The organism is Flavivirga algicola (assembly GCF_012910715.1).
Lineage (GTDB): Bacteria > Bacteroidota > Bacteroidia > Flavobacteriales > Flavobacteriaceae > Flavivirga > Flavivirga algicola.
In genome coordinates, this window is the sequence record NZ_JABBHF010000008.1 from 23380 (window position 1) to 43480 (window position 20101).

The window sequence follows — 20101 nt, forward strand, 5'->3', positions numbered from 1 at the left end:
ATGGAGCAAACTTTACTCTTTTTAAAACAGTTTTTTTATCTCTGCTTTTTCTCTTTTTATGTTTCATTAACTGCGCAAACAGATAGTTTAGAGCAAAAATTAATTAAAGCTTCTAAGGAAGAAAAGATAGAACTCTATAAGCAGTTGGCTAACAAATATGAAAAAATTAAGATAGATAAAGCCATAGATTATGCCGAGCAGGGACTAGAATTGCTAAAGGGTGTAAATAATAAAAACACGGGTTTTTTCTATATGAGGCTTGGGTACTTATATAATGATAAATCCGAACATATAAAAGCGTTATTTTATTATAAGAAAGCATTAGAAGTATCAGAAGAGTTAGATTATGAATTGGGAATAGGCAAATGCTATCAAAATATTGGGGTTACTCATGTGAAAATGGGAAATTATGATCAGGCCCTTGATTACGATCTAAAAGCACTAAAGATTTACGAAAAACATAATAAAGAAAACCTTGTTGCTGGAATAGTTGGTAACATTGGCTCGCTCTATTCGTGCCGATTAAAAGATAATGAGAATGGCCTATTATATTATAATAGAGCATTGGAAATATCTGAAAAATCTGGAAATGATGAGTTTAGAGTTTATATTTTAGTAGCTGTTGCTGAGTTGTATGTGAGGCAAAAAGATATAGTAAAGGCTAAAAGTACATTAAAAAAAGCCATAGATATTGCAGAAGAAGTTAATTATCCAAAAGTTATAATATCTGCATTAGCTAATCTATCTCAAATAAGTATAGAAGAAGAAGATTTTAAACAGGCCCTGATGTATTCTAAAAGAGCGTTGCAAATACGTTTAGAGTCTGGATATACAGAAGATGATACATCAACATATTTAACTCTTGCAGAGATTTATGAAAAACTTAAAAATACTAAGAAGGCAAAGGTATATTATAATCAGGCACTCACGGCTGCTCTAAAATCAGAGGCTTTACCACAGCTATCGAAAGTATATGAAGCGCTCCATAAGTATTCCGATAGAAGAAAAAACCATAAAAAAAGTTATGAGTATATATTAAAATATAATGAAGCTAAAGATTCATTATTTACTATAGAAAAAGATAAACAATTAAAGGAAATACAAGCAAAATTTGATTTAGAAAACAAGGAAAAAGAGATTCTGTTTTTAACTAAAGAAAACGAAATTAAGGTATTGGAAAATAAAAACCAAAGTACCACCAAAAACGTATTAATAATTGGGGTATTGGCGTTAACTATTACCCTTTTAACAGTATTCTATGCCTATAGAAATAAACAGGCAAGCAATAAAATTCTGGCAGAAAAGAACAAGGTTATATCCCAAACCTTAGAAGATCGTGAAATACTATTAAAAGAAGTACACCATAGAGTTAAAAATAATTTACAGATTGTATCAAGTTTATTAAGACTTCAGTATAAGTTTGGGAATCATAAAAGTTCTTCTGAAGTTTTACATGAAATTCAAGATAAAATACAAGCGATGTCTATTATACATGAAAGATTATATAAGTCCAATAATCTATCATCAATTAATTTGAAAGCGTATCTCGATAATTTGTTAAGCTATTTTAATACGAGCTACGATCTTCCAGAGCAAAATATAACTATAACTACAGATATCGATAATATAGATCTTGGGATGGATCGTTTGGTGCCTTGTGGCTTAATAGTCAATGAAATAATAGCAAACAGTATTAAATATGCATTTCAGGATGAAGCTAGCGGTCAAATTAATATAAAGGCATCAAAAAACAAGGATAAGTGTGTTCTCACAATAGAAGATACAGGAGTGGGATTTCCTGAGGGCTTTGAATCAAAAAGTAGTCAGTCTTTAGGGATGCAGCTTATACAGGGACTAACAAAACAAATTAAAGGTACCGTAGACATTATTTCAAATCCTGGAGCATGTTATACCATTACATTTAGTATGGCTCAATAATAATACTATTAAAAAGCATATTAAACCCACCAGCTATTTTAGTACGTTTACCATAAAAACAATTAGATTCACCATTTTTATTTATTAATACCATAACGATGGTATAAGTTTGTCCTAAAAAATAAATAAAAAGATTCATGAGAAGAATTATTAAATTACAAAGCATAGGAATTATATCATTAATGATGCTGCTTATAATAAGTTGTGATTCTAGTGATGAAAACACTAGTAGCAACCAAGAGGTTAATATAGAAGAAGCTAAACTTTCGGATTTTCCTTTATTTGCAATACAACATACGGCAATAGAGATTATTGACCCAGAGATTGAAGGTAATAAAGAAGTTGCTTATGGAGAAATAAAAATTACTGTACCAAGTTCGGTATCTCTAGATAATATAGCAGCATCCATTACATCCGAAGAACTTAATTTAAGCAAGTTTAGTATATCACCAGGAAATGATGCGGCATTATCTTTTGAAGACGGAAAAGCACATGTATATACCATTAGCTTGACTACAGGAAGCAAAGAAGCAATATTACATTACAATGTAAGTATCGTCAAGGAATTACCACCTGTTCCCGAGACTTTAAAACTAACAGGTTTTACGTTTGAAAAAAGTAAAAACCCAGATTTGCCCAATGATATTATAATTTCTAAAAGAGCAGATGTTAATGTAGGGTACGAAAGAATTTATCTTTTAGTGCCAGTAGGAACTGATTTTACCAATCTAGTGCCGACTGTTTCTTATGAAGGATCAAATTTGTATTATAGCCAAGATGCCTCTATGTCACCCATAGATATGGATGTGAAATTTCCAGAAGGAGACGTTAGTTTTGATTTTAAATACCCTAAGAGGTTCTTTTTGGTAATTAAGGATGAAGATAATGATAAGACGCAACTGATTGATGTCGTTGTAGATGTTACTAATCCAGTTAGAATAGAAACAGCATCGGTTACGACTCCAGACGTCACAGAAGGAACAACTGGAAATTTTACAGCCCTAACAAAATGGGTCAATCAGGGGAATCATAAAATCAATTTTCAAAAAGCAACAACTTATGAAGATATCAGTCCTGTTATTACACCTCCTGCAAATGTAATTACTGTAAATAGAACACTTCCTGGCGGCGGGTTACTACCAGGGGAAAGTGCTGATGTTAATGTACAAGTATCCCAATATTTTCCAGAAGGAACCTATAAAACCACAGCTGTTTTCTATACCAAAATATTTCAAGATAATGGTAGTGATGATCTATTTGAATCAGCAAAAGTCATGGTAACATCAAAAATTATTAAATAATACAGTACCATTCGTTAAATGATTTTACATTAAGAATTAGTAGCAAATTTATTTCCTCAAGCCTGAATAACGGTATCATTTTCAGGCTTTTTTTGTTTAAGAAATTGAATTAATAATAAATTTAGTGAGTTAGTCCAATCCTAATAAATAATCGGCAGCAGCAAAAGGTGTTGTTTGATTAGCTTCTATAAGCTGCAATTGATTTTCGAGTTCTTTTTTAATTTTGGAACGATTAAAAAAGTCAAATTTCAATTGTTCCTCTATGGTTTGTATGAGCCAAAATTTATTTTGCTCGTTTCGTTTTGTATAAAAATGGTTGTTTTTAGTAGTCATGGCGATAAAATCTAAAATAAATTTCCAAATGGTGTCAATGCCTTCATTTTTAAGGGCGCTACAGACAATTACTTTAGGTTGCCACTTTGAGGGTTTTTCAGGGTAGAGGTGAAGGGCTCTGTTAAATTCTACTTTTGCAAGTTTTGCCCGCTTTAAATTATCTCCATCAGCTTTGTTAATGGCAATAGCATCTGCCATTTCTATAATACCTCGTTTTATTCCTTGTAACTCGTCACCAGCGCCAGCCAATTTTAATAATAAAAAGAAATCGACCATGCTATGAACTGTTGTTTCGCTTTGACCAACACCAACGGTTTCAATAATAATAACATCAAAACCAGCAGCTTCACACAAAATAATAGCCTCTCTGGTTTTTCTGGCAACACCCCCTAATGAGTCTCCCGAAGCAGATGGACGAATAAAAGCATTGTTATCTCTTACCAGATCTTCCATTCTAGTCTTATCACCCAAAATACTGCCTTTAGTAAGTGAGCTGCTAGGGTCTATAGCTAATACAGCAATACGTTTTCCTTTTGAAGTAATATGCTTGCCAAAGGCCTCTATAAAAGTACTTTTTCCAACACCTGGTACCCCCGTAATACCTATACGAACAGAATTGTTTGCATGCGGTAAACATGCTTTTATTATAGTATTCGCTTTTTTTAAGTGCATTGGGTTTTTACTTTCAACTAAAGTAATTGCTCTGCTTAAGGCCGTAATATCCTTTTTTAAAATGGAGGACACTAGAACATCTGTATTAATTTTGGCCCGTCTTTTCTCCTTAATGGTTTTTATAGTAGATTGATTGGTAATTTCAGAAATAGAAACACCTTTTTTTTCTTCAAGTGCAGATTTTTTTTCTTTTGCCACGAATAACCAAATGTTTGTCTAATTTACTATTTTATTAGTGAAATTCAATTTTAACGAGGCTTAGGTTAAATAAGATTGTCTAAAAATAACTTAGATATCTGGTTCTTGATGCTTACTTGAGTGGTAAAGAAACCTTCACATCATCCCACGCCATGGTTAAAAATAAATTGTCTGTAGAATTATCGAAAGCAATTGTAAATTGTTCTACTGTAGATGATAATTTCTGTACAGGAACTTCAATATTTAAAACATCATAATTAGGATCCCACATCGGTTTCATATCAGAATTCACACCCCAAGGATATTGTTTAGAATTAAATATAACGGTCCAGGTTGTATCCTTTGGTACGGTCCAAAGCGTATATTTTCCTATAGGCAAAGGCATACCTTGTACGTCAAGAGTTTGGTTGGTTTCAAAAGTAGTAGCTTCATTGGCCCCAGTACGCCATACTTGATTAAAAGGTACTAAAGCGCCAAAAATAGCTCTATTTTTTTTGGAAGGTCTATTGTAAAACACTTCAAGCTTTAAATCATTCAGTTTAAATTCTACAGTATCTTTAGGACTTAGGCGTTGCGAAAAAATATTTTCAACAAAAAAGGAATATAGAAATAACCCCAAGGCAATTACGGACAAAAGAATTAATATACGCTTTAAGAAGGTGTTCATATAGAGAATTTTAAAGGGTATAAATATACTTTAAAAAGTGATGATTATTAATAATGTTAACGCAGATTTTTTTAATTTTCTTATTTAAGACGAGAAAAAATATTCTTTTTTGTCACACAACATTTTTTTTATCGTCTTTTAAACGAACTAACTTATTACCAAAAGTAGAATTAGCATGTTTCAAGTTGACATTATTGAACAATGTAAACAGAACAATCGGAAAGCACAATTACAGTTATACAACCAGTACTGTGATGGGATGTATATTGTTGCCAAACGGTTTTTAAAAGATGCTACTGAAGCGGAGGATGTAGTGCAGGAAGCCTTTTTGAAGGCTTTTGTTAAGCTAGACCAATATAAAGCTGAAGTTACTTTTGGTGCTTGGTTAAAACGTATTGTTATTAATAAAAGTATCGACCTCTTAAAATCTAAAAAACAAGAACTTGTTGCGTTAGAAGAGGTGCACCTAAAAGTGGTTGATACAACTTATGATGACAAATGGTTCGTAGGCGACGCAATTACATTAAATGATGTAAAGACAGCTATTAATAAATTACCTGATAAATATCAATATGTTGTGATGCTTTATTTAATTGAAGGATATGACCATCAGGAAATCTCAGAGATTTTAAATATTTCTGAAGTGGCGTCAAGAACACAATTATCGAGAGGTAAAAGTAAATTACAAGAACTGTTAACACTTAAAAAAGATGGCACGAGATATTAGAGAGCTGTTTAAAGATGATAAAATAACGCATGAAAAAATGCCAGAAAATCATCAAGAAAGATTTCTTAAAAAGTTAAATGAAGAAATACCAACAGTACGCAACACTAAATTTAATTGGATGCATATAGCAGCAAGTATCGTATTGTTTTTAGGCTTGGGTTTTGGGGCTTTTAAGTTTTTCCAATCTCCAGTAGATAAACCAGCAGATGTAGAAGTCGTGGCTACAGAAACAGTTAATACAAAATCGCTTGGGGACATTTCTCCTGGTCTTAAAAAAGTTGAAGATTATTATTTGGCAAGTATTAATTTAGAATTATCTAAAATAAAATATACTCCGGAAACCAAAGACCTTTTCGATGGGTATTTGCTGCAATTAGATGAACTCGATAAAGAATACAAGCGTTTATCGACAGAGTTAACTGAGTCGGGACCAAGCGAGTTAACAGTAAATGCGCTAATTGATAATTTGAAGTTTCGTTTAAACCTTTTGTACCGTTTAAGAGATCAATTAAAGGCATTAAATACCTCAGATAGTATTACCAAAGAGGTAGGATAATCAATCTAAAAATCAAAAAATGAACAAGATAATTATAAAAATCAAATTATTTGCTTTAGGCTTTCTTATTACTGGGGGGCTTATAGCACAACAAAAGTTGACCAAAATATCGCAATCTATTGGAGTAGATGAAGATGTTACTATCGATTTAAATACAAGTCATTGCAATATTGTATTTGACACATGGAATAAAGATACCATTGAAATAGAGGCTTATATTGAATCTGATGATTTAAGCAAAGAAGCATTAGAGAATGCCTTGAAAAACTGGAATGTTGATGTGGATGCATCAAATAGACAAGTAGCAATTACAGCCAAAGCCAGAGTAAACTCCTGGGTTTATCGCTCAGGAAGTCATGACGATGAGGCTGTTCATGCAATACTAGAAGAGTTAAAGTTTGAATTGGCAGAATTACCAGAAATTCCCGAAATACCAGAACTTCCTGAGATACCAGCGCTTCCTGAAATGCCTGTAATGCCAGTGCTTCCTCCATTACCTGAATTACCAGAAGGACTTAATGAGGTTCAGTTCGATTACAAAGCCTATAAAAAGGATGGAGAGAAGTATTTGGAAGAATATACACAAAAGTTTGAGTCTAAATTTGGAAAAGAATACGCTAAGAAAATGGAGGAGTGGGGTGATAAATTTGGAAAAGAATGGAAAGAGAAGTATGGTAAGGAAATGAAAGCATGGGCGGAAAAATTTGATGAAGAATGGCAAGAAGAATATGGTGAGCGTATGCAAGAATGGGGTGAGCGTTTTGCTGAAAGAATGGAAAGAAAGGCAGAAGCACAGGAAGAAAGAGCAAGGGCACAACAAGAAAGAGCGCGAGCACAGCAAGAGAGAAATAGGGCGAAACAAGAAAGAATACGAGAAAAAATAGTTGAAAGGCACGAAAGGCATGCAGAAGAACGAGAAAAGTTAGTAAAAAACAGAAAAGTTTTAATTGAAAGGTTGGTTAATAGAGAATCTAGCTCTAAAGTAAAAAAGACTATTAAAATAAAAATGCCTAAAAAAGCTAAGCTAAAGGTTAATGTAAGGCATGGCGAAATAGAGTTTGCTGCTAATGTTGATGACTTAAAAGCAGACTTGTCTCATACAAAATTCACGGCATATAGCATTAATGGAAGTTCTACTTCCGTTAATGCTTCATATTCGCCTATTTATGTGAATTATTGGAATTTGGGAGAATTAAACCTTAGTTATTCAGAAGATGTTGAATTAGTTCATGTAAAACAAATGGTTTTAAATTCGAACTCATCCAATACCACTATAAAACATTTATTAGGAAGTGCTATTATAGATGGAAATATAGGGGACTTAAAGATTTTAGATATCGATGATGCCTTTTCCAACTTAAATATTATTATCCAAAACAGTAATGCGGTTATAGCTCTTCCTAAAGTAAATTTTAATTTACAGTATAAAGGCAATCGTTCGCACGTAAGCCACCCCAAAAAAGGACTTAATCATAATACTTCTAACTTCTCCACGGGTAGTTTGGCAAGCGGAAAAAGTATTCTTGTAAATGCTAAATATAGCCATGTCACTATGCAGTAATTTTACCTTACAGTTTGCTGTTTTCAACGTTTTTTATTACTTATTTTCCAAAAATTAAATTTTCTTCGGAGAGTAAATCCAAGTTTTTTATATAATTGTATAGGTCCCAGATTGGTTTGGTCTACATGTAAAAAGGGAATCTTATTTTGCTTAAATATACCTTCTACAGTGTGCGCTATGAGTTGTTTTGCATAGCCTCTACCTGTATAATTGGGGTGTGTTATTACAGCGCTTATTTCGATAAATTTATTAGTTTGCATCCGTTCGCCAGTTACAGCCACAAGCTTATTATCTTTATATATCCCATAATAATGCCCTAACTCATTTGTTTTTGGTTTGAAGTATTCAGGGTATACTAGCTTCACCAAGTCTATGAGGTCACTGTAATGTGCTTCTGTTAACCTGATGATAGTTTCGGTAATGGGAAAATTTATTTTATGATATATAATCATTTGTAAACCTACATATTTTATAGGTTCCTTAAAGCCTATTGGTATTTGGGGTTTATCACCAACAATAAAAAAATCATCAATTAATTGGGCATATTTTTCTATAGCAATGCTAGTGTCTGCATTATTTATAAAAGCACCAAAAGGGCCATAATCTGGATGAAAAAATTTCACATAACCATAATCTATTGCCTTATCGGAATGGCAATCGGTTAAAGAGAACCAAACAGGATTATCTAGAGCATCTTCAGGTATTACCATTGCTAAGATATTTTTTGATTTATTTGATTAATAATAACTTCTTTTGGTGTCATGAAATCAAACCATAAGGTTTCATCATTTTTTTTAAACCAGGTGAGTTGGCGTTTGGCAAAACGACGTGTGTTCTTTTTTATTTCAGAAACAGCGAAATCGAGTGTCCATTCGGCATTTAAATAATTAAATAACTCTTTGTAACCAACAGTATTTAAGGCGTTTAATTTTTTAAAAGATATTAAGCTTTTAACTTCATCTAGTAAACCTTCCTGCATCATAATATCTACCCGTTTGTTAATGCGATCGTATATGGTCGACCTTTCTGCAGTGAGTCCAACGGTAATCGTTTTAAAAGGGCGTTTTAATTTTCCCTTTTTTAAAAAAGATGAATAGGGCTTGCCAGTGCCAATACAAATTTCTAAAGCACGAATGACGCGGTGCGGATTATCAATAGCAATCGAATTGTAAGCCACAGTGTCGAGCTGCATTAATTGCTCTTGTAAATGCGACAACCCTTTAGTTGCTAAATCCTTGTTAAGTGATTCACGGATATGACTTGCGACTTCAGGGAAATCATCCAATCCTTTAGTGACCGCATCAACATACAATCCAGAACCACCAACCATAATAACAGTATCATGCGTTTTAAAAAGTGTATTTAAAACATGTATGGCATCCTTTTCAAAAGCGCCAACGTTATAGGTGTCGGTTATAGATTTATGATGGATAAAATGATGTTTGGCTGCGGCTAATTCTTCTGGTGTTGGAGCAGCAGTTCCTATTTGCATTTCTTTAAAAAACTGCCGAGAATCTGTCGACAGAATTTCGGTATTAAAATGATTAGCTAATTTTATACTTAAAGCTGTCTTGCCTATGGCAGTTGGCCCAACTATGGAAATAAGTGTTTTATTCATCATGTAAATTATGCCCACATTTATAGCAAAACTTAGCACCATCTTTATGTTTTTCTGCCATACAGTTAGCACAAGACCGAGAGTTTAAAGGCACGCTTTTATCTAGTTCTTTATCTGCTTTATTTTGTGTAGCATACTCTGCGGACACAATCCCTGTTGGCACGGCTATGATACCATATCCCAATATCATAACGATTGACGCTATAAATTGTCCAAGTGGAGTTATAGGCGAAATATCACCATATCCAACAGTAGTAAGCGTAACAATACACCAATAAACACTGGTAGGAATACTTGTAAAACCAGCTTGATCGCCTTCAACCAGATACATAATAGTACCTAGAATGATAGAAATTATAATAACAGTAAATAAAAAGACAGATATTTTTACGCGACTTGCTTTTAAGGCTTTCAACAATGTGTTAGATGCGCCTAAATAGCGAGCTAATTTTAATATCCTAAATACCCGTAACAATCGTAAAGCACGTAAAGCAGCTAAGGCATGTACACCACCAAAAATTAGTGATATGTATTTTGGAATGGTAGCCAGTAAATCAACGATACCATAAAAACTGGTAACATACTTATACGGCTTTTTTACAGTAACCATTCTAGCTATGTACTCTATGCTAAAAAGTATGGTGATAACCCATTCGGATATGTTGAGAAAATTATGATATTTGGTATCGAAAGCTTTAACGCTCTCTAGCATGACCAAGATAATACTTGCAATAATGGTTACAAGTAAAATAATATCAAATAATTTTCCAGCAGGTGTATCAGCTTCATATATAATATCATGAAGTTTTGTTTTCCAATGCCTTTTTTTGGGTTTATCCATGTATTCAAAAGTAAGAAAGATAGATTACTTTTTCTTTAAAAGTATCAGCGAATTCGTTTGGATATCTATAATTTTACTCATGAACTCTTTTAAGGAAGCATAATACTCTGGCCCGTAAATAGCTTTTTTAAAGTCTATTTTTAGCATAACCCCAATAGAATTACCAATAACTTTAGTAGAGAAAGTAATTTTACCAGAATGGTTTGGTAAGGCGATGGTTTTTTCTTCAGGATGTTCTGCTATGATATATTTACTATCATCGAAACGAAGATTGAATAGATAAAAATAAGTGTCTTTATAACCAAAATCGATGGGATATGTTCTTTCTTGAAGCCTGAAAGGGTTTTCATTAAAAAAAACAACAAAAAAAGGATTTAGATAAATGTTATCACCAGTATCTTCATAGTTATAGTCTATACGGTAAGTTTCTTTGAAGTCTGAACTGGTTATTCCATCGCTTGTTACTTTAAATTCAGAAATATCTAAATAAGGAAACCTGTTTTCTAGAGTTTGAATATAGGCTCCAGGGTTAGGGTAGTATTTTTTTTTATAATTTAAAGCGTGGTATCCCGTTCGTTTTGAAGTTATATTTCCAGAGATGTTTTCATTTTCATCAAGATGCATTTCTGCTTTGTAAAGAACATTTGAAGGCTTACTTGGCTTTATATCTACCCACTCGCTGCCATTTTTGAAATCCATAAGCCTGCCATAATGGTTTAAACACCTAAAAGGAATGTCTCCAAAGGCCAAGTAGTTATCTGTAGCATCTAAATAGTAGATAGTATCTTCTATGGTGACTTGATTGATAAGGTAGTTAAATTCAGAAATAACTGGAAAAATTTTTGTGGCAAACCCATTTCCTCTGGTTGATATTAATACAGGTTTTACATTAATATTAGCTTCTTTTAACAAATTATGAAGTAAAATATTTATGGATGACACATTTCCTGATTTGTTTTTAATTAAATTTTTAACCGAAACATCTTTGAATATTTTATAATCTCCGTTCCAGGTATAGCTTTCTTGAACATACTTGTAAATAGCTTTTGCCTTTTTTAATAAACCCTTTTCGTTGATAATTTCGGGAGTTAACAAATCTTCTAAATCTATAGACTTATTTAATTGTTTTCCAATATCTTTATCTGTTTTAAATTCTCTATCTACAGTTTTCCATGTTTTTGCATAATTGTATTCTCTACCATCAAAAGCCTTCAGTGTTTGTAGCTCATACTCAACTCTTGCCAAATAATTGCTTTTAGAAGTCATATAATCTTCTTCTATAAAAGCAGGGATATCCTTCATGGCATAAACACTATTCCCGCAATCTGCATGGCCGCCTCTATAACCTTCTAAGCATTTCTTCTCAATTTCTGTTGTATTTGTTGTTAATTTTTGGCCACCTATTAATTTAATATTATAGTGCCAATTCCCTGGAATACTTGTTCTATATTCGTTATATAAAGTTGGTACATCACTTTGAAAATCCCACCCTTTGTAATTAAATTTGAAAGGGGAAGTAAGTTTGTAACTATAAGTTATTACAGAGCCTTCTTTAATATTGGGCAACGTAAATTTTACAAAGGTGTGGTTTTCGTCGTATTCCTCTCTAAAAATATCCTTTTCAAGTAATTGGGTTTTAGTAACATTTCCGTCAACTAGGTTATAAGTCGTTGCAACAATGTCATCTACTTTTTCCCTTTTATCGCTGGTTTTATACAAATGGATGGAAATAGTAGCTTTATTAAAGCCTTCCTTGTTTAATATTTTTATTTTTTGTTTTACTTCGGTTATCAAGTCATAATCAGCTCTATCTACAAAGCTATTTCCGTATTTGTAAATGATTATGGCGTTAGCAGTGGAATCTTTTTTAAACGTGTTTGTTTCTATATCTGCTAAGGTGACCCTGTAAGATTCAGAGTTAAAATTAGATTGAGAAAAAAGAGTTAGATTGGAGATTAATAAAAAAAAGAGTAAAGTTTGTTTCATGCTTAGTCTAATATAATTTGTTTCACCTTTTTATTTTTACGAAGATAGCTTTGAATGATGTGTTGTGTATCCCGATTATTATTCATTGGTGTAATAATGGATTCTAAAACTTCGATGTTATTTATTTGATAATTAAGATTGAAGAACCCTAGGCCTTTAAATACACCATTCTCAATTAATATAGCACTACGTTCATCAACATCCCGCCCTTTGTCAATAATAACCATATTTTTATTGGAATAGCTGTTTTTGGATAATAATAACTCGACTCTTTTGTTATAAGACTCAGTAGATTCTTTTTGTATACAAGCACCTTCGCAGGTTTTTATATCGTAATTGAAACAGCTGGATTTGGTTTTGTAAATTCCTGTTAATTTTTGGCATAGCTTATATTCTTCAATAGCCTTAATTATAAAACTCTTGCCACTTTGTCTATTGGTAAAAGTGGTTACTGGCTTTTTTCGTGCGTCTGCAATATCAATTTTTAAATTAATATAATCGTTTTCATCTTTAAAACTGTATAAAGCATGTGTGAAGCTTGTTCTGCGCAATGCTCTGTTAAAAATTGGTTTTACACGTTTTATTTCTTCACTTTCTTTTAAAAGAGCAACGAGTTCACTCCCTGTAGCCTCGTAGGTTACAGCAGTAACTTGAGCTTGTATTTTTTTTGATTTTTGATTGGTACTCGTAAAATGCTGGTTGATACGTTTTTTTATATTATTGCTTTTTCCAATGTAAATAATATCTCCATCGGCTTTATGAATATAATAAACCCCGGTTATGGCTGGTAATTCATTGATAATATCTATATGCCTTGGCTCTAATTGATGTTTTGGATTTGCTCTTACCGATTCTTGAATAATACTTTTAGTAGTGTCTTTATCTAAAAGTATTTTAAACAATTTTACTGTGGCTAAAGCATCGCCAGAAGCCCGATGTCTATCTGTAACGGGAATACCGAGCGATCTAACCAATTTACCTAAACTATAGGAAGGTTGATCTGGAATTAGGTTTTTTGATAGTTCAACCGTACAAAGTGATTTTCTTTCAAAATCAAACCCCAAGCGGCTAAATTCTGTTTTTAAAATACGATAATCGAACTGTGCATTGTGAGCTACTAAAATACAATCGTCTGTAATCTCGACAATACGTTTGGCAACCTCATAAAATTTTGGCGCATTACGCAACATGCTGCTATTAATACCAGTTAAGTTTACTACAAAAGGTTGTATTTCGCGTTCTGGGTTAACCAAGCTTATAAATTGATCAACTACTTGATGTCCATCATATTTATAGATTGCAATTTCTGTAATGCCCTCTTCGTTATACTTACCTCCAGTAGTTTCTATGTCTAGTATTGCGTACAAAAAATGTTTCTGCGTTTATTTGTTTTTTTGTTAGTGTGACTGCGTGTTTTTTTAAGTTTAGACAATCTATCATATTGTAGTATTGCCTGTTTCTTAAAGTGCTTATTGATAACTTCTTGCCCCAAATATACTACTTCCAACTCTAACCATGGTACTACCGCATTTAATAGCTAATAGATAATCACCACTCATCCCCATACTTACCGTGTTTAATTGATGGTTATGGGTATTTATTTGCTTTAAATTTTCAAAAGTATCTTTTAAATAATTGAATTCTTTCTTTACTTGATTTTCATCTTCGGTAAATGTTGCCATTCCCATGAGTCCAACAACCTTAATATTTTTTAATTCTGAAAAGGTATCCGATTTTATAATCTCTGATGCTTCTTCTGGTGTCATTCCAAATTTAGAGTCTTCTGAAGCTATCTTTATCTGGAGTAAACAATCTATAACCCTTTCATGTTTTATGGCTTGTTTGTTTATTTCTTTTAAAAGCTTAAAGTTATCTACGCCATGAATTAAACGCACAAAGGGGGCCATATATTTTACCTTATTACTTTGAACATGTCCAATCATGTGCCATTCAACGTCTTTAGGCATATCATGGTGTTTGTCTACCATTTCTTGGATTTTATTTTCTCCAAAAACACGTTGTCCGGCATTATAGGCTTCCATTAAATCGCTTACGGGCTTTGTTTTGGAAACGGCAACTAATGTTACATGTTCTGGTAATGCCGATTTTATATTATTAAGATTTTGTTTTATACTCATTATTAAATAATATTAGTCCCAAATTAAAGGCCTGTCTATACCAATAGTTCGCAAATAAGATAACATTTGCCCTGTATGCACAGATTCGTGGTATGCTATGCGGTTAAGGTAATCTCCAAGTATTTTACTTTGTCCAACCTCACTGCGTTCAATTCTTATTTGCTCTAGATCCTGTGTGTTAAAACTTTTAATCATATTAGTAAAATCCTCTCTATAAGTTTCAGCAAATTTAAGTTCTGCATCTATACTTTTATAAGGTAGGTTTTCCCAAGGGGATTTGTAGGCTCCTAAATTACCTCTTTTCTCAATTATTTTATGAAATAAGTGCTCGCCTTCTAGCACGTGTCTTATCATTTCTATAATACTAAAAGCTTGTTCATCAGGCTTCCAATGTAGGTGTTCTTTAGGAATACCTTGCCAAAGTTTTAGACTACGTTTTCTAATTTCGGAAAAGTTCAATAAAATAATTTCAGTTGGGTTCATATAAACTTTTTTATAGGTTCATTTAATGGAAGATCAAATGCCTAATAATGAATCAAAATTCATAAATTGTGACACCGCTTCGTAATTTCGGTTCAATAAAAGTGCTTTTTGGAGGCATGGTTAAGTGATTGTTGGCAATGGCCTTCATTTCTTCAACAGTAATAGGGACCAAGCCAAAACCTATTTCAAATTCACCACTATCGACTTTATTCTTTATAGTTACCAGATCGTTTTTTCCATGTGAATAAGCGATTCGCTTGTCGTTACGTAAATTCTTAACCCCTAAAATAGGCTCTAAAATGGTTTTATAAAGAATCTGCGTATCTAAAGCATCAAGAGCATTCTTGAATGTATAATTACTTTTTCTTAGATATAGTGAATAGAACTCGCCATCAAGATACATACTAAAATGATGTTTGCCAGTTGGTCTGTATAATTCACTGCCTCTATTTTCAATACGATACATGGTATCCAATTTAATTAAAAAGGCTTCTTTGCTTAGTCCATTTAAATCTTTAACCAGTCTGTTGAATTCATGAATTCTTAAGTTCGATTCAGGAATTAAATAGGTCATAAAGTAATTGTACGGTTCATTTCCAGTATGTTTATCGTTTTCAGATTTTAAATCTTTAGCCAGCAAATACGAAGAAGCAGACCTATGGTGTCCATCTGCAATGTATATTGTATCAATTTTTTCGAATTCGTTACTTATAAGGTCTATTGATTTAGCATCGTCAAGTTTCCATAAATAATGTGTATCTCTGTAGGTGGTCGTAAACTCAAACTCGGCTCTATCTTTTTGTGTTTCGGAAATAATGTTACCAATAATGGTATTATCTGGATAAGTTAAAAGAACAGGCTCTGCATTAAAACGAACTGTTTTTAAATAATCTTTAAAGACGTTTTCTCTATACTCAATGGTGTCTTCGTGCTTTTTGATTACATCATTTTCATAATCTTCCGAGCTAGCTGCTGCAATGATTCCTGAAAAAATGTGTCCTTCTCTGTTTACAATTTTATATATATAGTAACTAGGTGCTTTATCTTGAATAAAAATAGCATCTTCCTTAAATTCTAAATAGCGATTTCTAACTAAAGCATAGCGTTCTTTTCCAGAAATATGTTTGTGATACTTATATCCAGGGTTTATAATATGTAAAAATGAAAACGGATTGTAGCCCATTCTGGATTCACGTTCTGCTAAGGTGTATGTTTGATAGGAGCGCGCAGCAACTAAACTAACTTTATCTCGCGTTGGTCTTACTGCTTTAAATGGGATTATTTTTGTCATGTTTTAGTGTTTAGTAATCAGTTCGCAGTGTTCAGTAATCAGTTGGTAGTGATCAGTGAGCACCAAACGCTAAATACCGAACATCGAACTGAATACTGCCAATTCATCATTTGGAGCCGAATTTTCAAGGATTTAGTATCATATAGTTAATTAATATTTCAACTTCATTACTTTCTACCCATCAGATTAGAGAAAGTTTCTTTTTGAAATATAGCCACAATGTAAAGAAAACTCTAACCACGTTTGTATTTCTGAATTTTCAGCATCACAGTCGGTTAACTTGCTAACAAAATGTTTAGGATATAACCTTTTACGATAAGCCTCAGATATATTTGCACAAACACTTCTGGAAGATCTCCTAACCTGATCTGTAAGCGAATATGTTTCTTCTTTTGGAAAGTGTTTTGATAAATGAAAAATTTTCATAGCTAAATCGAATGCCTTTCTATAAGCCAATAAATCTTGAAACTTCATTACTTAAATTTTAATTTAGAGATTATGCTACCAACTGAACACTGATTACTGAACACTGCGAACTGATTACCAATCACTATTTCATAAACTGTTTCGCAACATGCTCAGCCTTTCTGCTTTTCGTATAATCATAAAAACCTTCACCAGATTTCACTCCTAATTTACCTGCTCTAACCATATTTACTAATAATGGGCAAGGGGCGTATTTAGGGTTTTTAAATCCATCGTACATCACATGGAGTATAGATAGGCATACATCTAGACCGATAAAGTCAGCTAATTGTAATGGTCCCATGGGGTGTGCCATACCTAATTTCATAACCGTATCAATTTCATTAACACCAGCAACGTTATTGTAAAGCGTTTCTATAGATTCGTTAATCATAGGCATTAAAATACGATTGGCTACAAAACCAGGGTAGTCGTTAACTTCAACAGGAATTTTACCTAAAGTTTTAGACATATCCATGATGCTTTTAGTGACCTTGTCACTTGTATTATAACCACGTATAATTTCAACTAATTTCATAATAGGCACTGGATTCATAAAATGCATGCCTATTACTTTATCGGGTCTTGAGGTTATTGCTGCTATTTGTGTAATAGATATGGAAGAGGTATTTGTAGCTAAAATGGTTTCCTTAGAACAGATTTCATCTAATTTTTTGAAGATATCAAGTTTTAAATCCACATTTTCTGTAGCAGCTTCTACAACTAAGTCTACAGATGTAACACCTTCATAAATATTGGTAAACGTAGTGATATTGGATAGGGTTTGGGCTTTATCGGTTTCAGAGATTTTTTCTTTAGCTACCATTCTATCCAGGTTTTTAGAAATGGTTGTCATGCCTTTTTCTAGTGAAGCTTCACTTATGTCTATAAGTTTTACAGTAAAGCCACTTTGAGCAAAAGTATGAGCGATACCATTACCCATAGTACCTGCCCCGATAACTGCAATGTTTTTCATCTAAATATTTTTAAAAACAATTTATTATTTGAGTCGCTACTCTTAGTGCTTCTGTACCGTCGTGAAGCGTTACAATAGGGGAAGTGTTATTGTTTATTGCGTCTGCAAATGTTTCTAATTCATCGAGAATGGCGTTATTTTCCGATATATTTGGATTATCAAAATAAATCTGTTTTTTTACACCTTCGGCATTTTGTAGGATCATATCGAAGTCTCCAGGATTTTCAGGGGCATCCTTCATTTTTACGACTTCACATTTTTTTTCTAAGAAATCTACAGAAATGTAAGCATCTTTTTGAAAGAAACGGGCTTTACGCATTTTTTTCAACGATATTCTACTTGCCGTAAGATTCGCCACACAGCCATTTTCAAATTCAATTCGAGCGTTTGCTATGTCTGGTGTCTCACTGATTACAGAAACTCCGCTTGCCGAGACATTTTTAACTTTAGAATCTACAAGACTTAAAATAATATCGATATCATGAATCATTAAATCTAATACCACAGGAACATCGGTTCCTCTCGGGTTAAATTCTGCTAAACGATGTGATTCAATAAACATGGGCGATTTAATATCATCTTTTACGGCTGTAAAAGCGGGATTAAAACGCTCTACGTGTCCTACCTGACCTCTAAGATTATGCTCTGCTAGCAGTTCTCTAATGTGTTCTGCCTCTTCTACTGTATTTGTTATTGGTTTTTCAATGAAGATATGCCTGCCTTTTGCAATGGCTTGTTTCGCACAGTCGTAATGCGAAAGTGTTGGTGTTACAATATCTACGACATCAACAGCATCAATAAGAGCTTCTATGGAACTAAAAAACTTATAACCGAATTCTTTTTCTACATTATTACCATTAATTTCATCGGCATCATAAAAACCTACGAGATTATATTTTTTTGATTGATTAAGGAGTCTTAAATGAATTTTTCCCAAGTGACCAGCACCTAGCACACCAACTTTAAGCATATATTTTACGTTTTCCACAAAAATAAGATATTTACAACATGAATTTGATTATTTATAGCTAATTTTTTGCTTATTTCATGTGAAAATAAATTTTGCCTATTTTGTTTTCATCTTTCAAATGTTTAACTAATTTTAGCATTACTAAAGCTCCCTAACATTGAAAGATACTTTTAAGCACAAAGGCTTACGCCAACAATTGGTTAATGTTTTAAAGACCAAAGGAATAACAGATGTAAATGTTTTACATGCTATAAGCAAAATTCCCAGACATTTATTTATGGATTCTGGTTTTTTAGACCATGCCTATCAAGATAAAGCCTTTCCTATTGCAGCAGACCAAACGATTTCTCAACCCTATACCGTAGCATTTCAAAGTGAACTATTACAAGTAGAAAAAGGAGATAAAGTTTTGGAAATTGGTACAGGAAGTGGTTATCAAACTGCTGTTTTATGTGAATTAGGTGCTAAGGTTTACAGTATTGAACGTCAGCAAGAATTATTTAAAAAGACGAGCAAGTTTTTGCCCAAGTTAGGCTATCGTGCCAAAAAACTTATTTTTGGTGATGGCTACAAGGGGTTGGTCGATGAAGCACCGTTTGATAGTGTTATTGTTACCGCTGGGGCTCCCTTTGTCCCAAAACCTTTGTTGGGTCAGCTGAAAATAGGGGGTAGGTTGGTCATTCCCGTTGGGGATAACGTGCAGATTATGACACTTTTTATTAGAAAGGGACCTAAAGAGTTTGAGAAAGAAGAATTTGGCGAATTTCGTTTTGTGCCTTTATTGGAGGATAAGAATTAATGAACAGCAAAATAATTTTCTAAAACATTTTGAGCCTGTACCAAATGCCTTTCGTTATGGTAGATAACAACTCTAAAAGTATCTCCTAGTTTAAGCTTGAATAGTTTGGAGATACTAATGGCAGTTTTTGTTTTATTAAGGCTTACATGTCTTGCTTTATCCAAGAGTTTGAGCATTTTTTCCTGCTGTACTAAAAAGCGCTCTAAAGCTCTTTTGTCTAAATCACTACCAATGGGATTTTTGTCTTTAAAGGTTTTCATTTTGTTTAGCTTTTCTTTTGGCAGCATACTTTTAGCGAAATAATTACCCAAAAACCCTGTTTTAAAATAGGTTTCGGGCTTAGATTGGCTTTTAGTAATCTGCTGTTCTATTTCTGGCAGGTAGTAGTCTCCGTATAGATTTAGATGAGCAATGCATTCTAAGGCGCTCCAAATGTCTTTATTTTCTTTCCAGTTAAGTGCATCAATTGTTTTTTGGTTCCATGTGGTTACCTGATTGATGTTTAGTCTTGTTTTTTCTATGAGTTCTGCAATTAATGCTTCTGATGTCACCTTCATAATATTTTTTTACAAAGGTTCAAA

At 33.0% G+C, this 20101-nt stretch carries 21 protein-coding genes; 6 read left to right on the forward strand and 15 right to left on the reverse strand.

Going from position 1 to position 20101, the window contains the following annotated elements; all coding sequences use genetic code 11:
• On the forward strand, nucleotides 1–1938 hold the full coding sequence (locus HHX25_RS14105; RefSeq protein ID WP_169674815.1) for a tetratricopeptide repeat protein: 1938 nt from the start codon (nucleotides 1–3) through the stop codon (nucleotides 1936–1938).
• On the opposite strand, the gene HHX25_RS14110 is transcribed toward HHX25_RS14105, so the two are convergent.
• Nucleotides 1922–2077, reverse strand: coding sequence for a hypothetical protein (locus HHX25_RS14110; protein WP_169674817.1), 156 nt, complete (start codon nucleotides 2075–2077; stop codon nucleotides 1922–1924). The two genes, HHX25_RS14105 and HHX25_RS14110, sit on opposite strands and share 17 nt — an antisense overlap.
• Here HHX25_RS14110 and HHX25_RS14115 point away from each other — a divergent pair.
• Nucleotides 2076–3239 (forward strand): hypothetical protein, encoded by a 1164-nt coding sequence (locus tag HHX25_RS14115; protein ID WP_169674819.1) that lies wholly within the window; start codon nucleotides 2076–2078, stop codon nucleotides 3237–3239. The genes HHX25_RS14110 and HHX25_RS14115 overlap by 2 nt on opposite strands.
• A 129-nt stretch (nucleotides 3240–3368) precedes the next feature.
• Here HHX25_RS14115 and meaB read toward each other — a convergent pair whose 3' ends face one another.
• Entirely contained in the window at nucleotides 3369–4442 is a 1074-nt protein-coding gene (gene meaB, locus HHX25_RS14120) for a methylmalonyl Co-A mutase-associated GTPase MeaB (RefSeq protein ID WP_169674821.1), read from the reverse strand.
• A gap of 112 nt (nucleotides 4443–4554) precedes the next feature.
• Complete coding sequence (locus HHX25_RS14125) at nucleotides 4555–5109, reverse strand: DUF2911 domain-containing protein (RefSeq protein ID WP_169674823.1); 555 nt, start codon at nucleotides 5107–5109, stop codon at nucleotides 4555–4557.
• 175 nt (nucleotides 5110–5284) lie between these two features.
• On the opposite strand from HHX25_RS14125, the gene HHX25_RS14130 reads away from it, so the two are divergent.
• Genes HHX25_RS14130 through HHX25_RS14140 form a run of 3 tightly spaced genes read left to right on the forward strand, consistent with a single transcriptional unit; the run spans nucleotide 5285 to nucleotide 7953 of the window.
• The gene (locus tag HHX25_RS14130) at nucleotides 5285–5836 is read left to right on the forward strand and encodes an RNA polymerase sigma factor (protein ID WP_169674825.1); all 552 of its coding nucleotides are present in this window, start codon (nucleotides 5285–5287) and stop codon (nucleotides 5834–5836) included.
• Nucleotides 5820–6392: a hypothetical protein gene (locus HHX25_RS14135; RefSeq protein ID WP_169674827.1), complete on the forward strand. Its 573-nt coding sequence runs from the start codon at nucleotides 5820–5822 to the stop codon at nucleotides 6390–6392. Before HHX25_RS14130 ends, HHX25_RS14135 begins: the two co-directional genes overlap by 17 nt.
• Nucleotides 6393–6411: 19 nt before the next feature.
• Nucleotides 6412–7953 carry a hypothetical protein gene (locus tag HHX25_RS14140; RefSeq protein WP_169674776.1) on the forward strand — a complete coding sequence of 514 codons (1542 nt, stop codon included), beginning with the start codon at nucleotides 6412–6414 and terminating at the stop codon, nucleotides 7951–7953.
• Between the two features lie 23 nt (nucleotides 7954–7976).
• On the opposite strand, the gene HHX25_RS14145 is transcribed toward HHX25_RS14140, so the two are convergent.
• From HHX25_RS14145 to HHX25_RS14195, 11 genes are all read right to left on the reverse strand, one after another.
• Nucleotides 7977–8663: a GNAT family N-acetyltransferase gene (locus tag HHX25_RS14145; protein ID WP_169674829.1), complete on the reverse strand. Its 687-nt coding sequence runs from the start codon at nucleotides 8661–8663 to the stop codon at nucleotides 7977–7979.
• A 2-nt stretch (nucleotides 8664–8665) separates the two neighbouring features.
• The gene (gene miaA, locus HHX25_RS14150) at nucleotides 8666–9571 is read right to left on the reverse strand and encodes a tRNA (adenosine(37)-N6)-dimethylallyltransferase MiaA (protein WP_169675209.1); all 906 of its coding nucleotides are present in this window, start codon (nucleotides 9569–9571) and stop codon (nucleotides 8666–8668) included.
• Nucleotides 9564–10412 carry an ion transporter gene (locus HHX25_RS14155; protein ID WP_169674831.1) on the reverse strand — a complete coding sequence of 283 codons (849 nt, stop codon included), beginning with the start codon at nucleotides 10410–10412 and terminating at the stop codon, nucleotides 9564–9566. Before HHX25_RS14155 ends, miaA begins: the two co-directional genes overlap by 8 nt.
• A 24-nt stretch (nucleotides 10413–10436) precedes the next feature.
• Nucleotides 10437–12398 carry a DUF3857 domain-containing protein gene (locus tag HHX25_RS14160; protein ID WP_169674833.1) on the reverse strand — a complete coding sequence of 654 codons (1962 nt, stop codon included), beginning with the start codon at nucleotides 12396–12398 and terminating at the stop codon, nucleotides 10437–10439.
• 2 nt (nucleotides 12399–12400) lie between these two features.
• Complete coding sequence (locus HHX25_RS14165; RefSeq protein WP_169674835.1) at nucleotides 12401–13765, reverse strand: exonuclease domain-containing protein; 1365 nt, start codon at nucleotides 13763–13765, stop codon at nucleotides 12401–12403.
• A gap of 102 nt (nucleotides 13766–13867) precedes the next feature.
• Entirely contained in the window at nucleotides 13868–14536 is a 669-nt protein-coding gene (locus HHX25_RS14170) for a YggS family pyridoxal phosphate-dependent enzyme (RefSeq protein WP_169674837.1), read from the reverse strand.
• Nucleotides 14537–14548: 12 nt separating this feature from the next.
• Nucleotides 14549–15019 (reverse strand): DinB family protein, encoded by a 471-nt coding sequence (locus tag HHX25_RS14175; protein ID WP_169674838.1) that lies wholly within the window; start codon nucleotides 15017–15019, stop codon nucleotides 14549–14551.
• Between the two features lie 52 nt (nucleotides 15020–15071).
• On the reverse strand, nucleotides 15072–16310 hold the full coding sequence (locus HHX25_RS14180; RefSeq protein ID WP_169674840.1) for a DUF1015 domain-containing protein: 1239 nt from the start codon (nucleotides 16308–16310) through the stop codon (nucleotides 15072–15074).
• A gap of 186 nt (nucleotides 16311–16496) precedes the next feature.
• A complete protein-coding gene (locus tag HHX25_RS14185) occupies nucleotides 16497–16784 on the reverse strand; it encodes a four helix bundle protein (protein ID WP_317169093.1) in 288 nt (95 codons plus the stop codon).
• A 76-nt stretch (nucleotides 16785–16860) separates the two neighbouring features.
• Complete coding sequence (locus HHX25_RS14190; RefSeq protein ID WP_169674842.1) at nucleotides 16861–17751, reverse strand: 3-hydroxyacyl-CoA dehydrogenase family protein; 891 nt, start codon at nucleotides 17749–17751, stop codon at nucleotides 16861–16863.
• A gap of 10 nt (nucleotides 17752–17761) precedes the next feature.
• The gene (locus HHX25_RS14195) at nucleotides 17762–18721 is read right to left on the reverse strand and encodes a Gfo/Idh/MocA family protein (RefSeq protein ID WP_169675211.1); all 960 of its coding nucleotides are present in this window, start codon (nucleotides 18719–18721) and stop codon (nucleotides 17762–17764) included.
• Between the two features lie 157 nt (nucleotides 18722–18878).
• Here HHX25_RS14195 and HHX25_RS14200 point away from each other — a divergent pair, with 157 nt between their 5' ends.
• Nucleotides 18879–19520 (forward strand): protein-L-isoaspartate(D-aspartate) O-methyltransferase, encoded by a 642-nt coding sequence (locus tag HHX25_RS14200; RefSeq protein WP_169674844.1) that lies wholly within the window; start codon nucleotides 18879–18881, stop codon nucleotides 19518–19520.
• On the opposite strand, the gene HHX25_RS14205 is transcribed toward HHX25_RS14200, so the two are convergent.
• A complete protein-coding gene (locus tag HHX25_RS14205; RefSeq protein WP_169674846.1) occupies nucleotides 19517–20077 on the reverse strand; it encodes a DinB family protein in 561 nt (186 codons plus the stop codon). The genes HHX25_RS14200 and HHX25_RS14205 overlap by 4 nt on opposite strands.
• Between the last annotated feature and the right edge of the window lie 24 nt (nucleotides 20078–20101).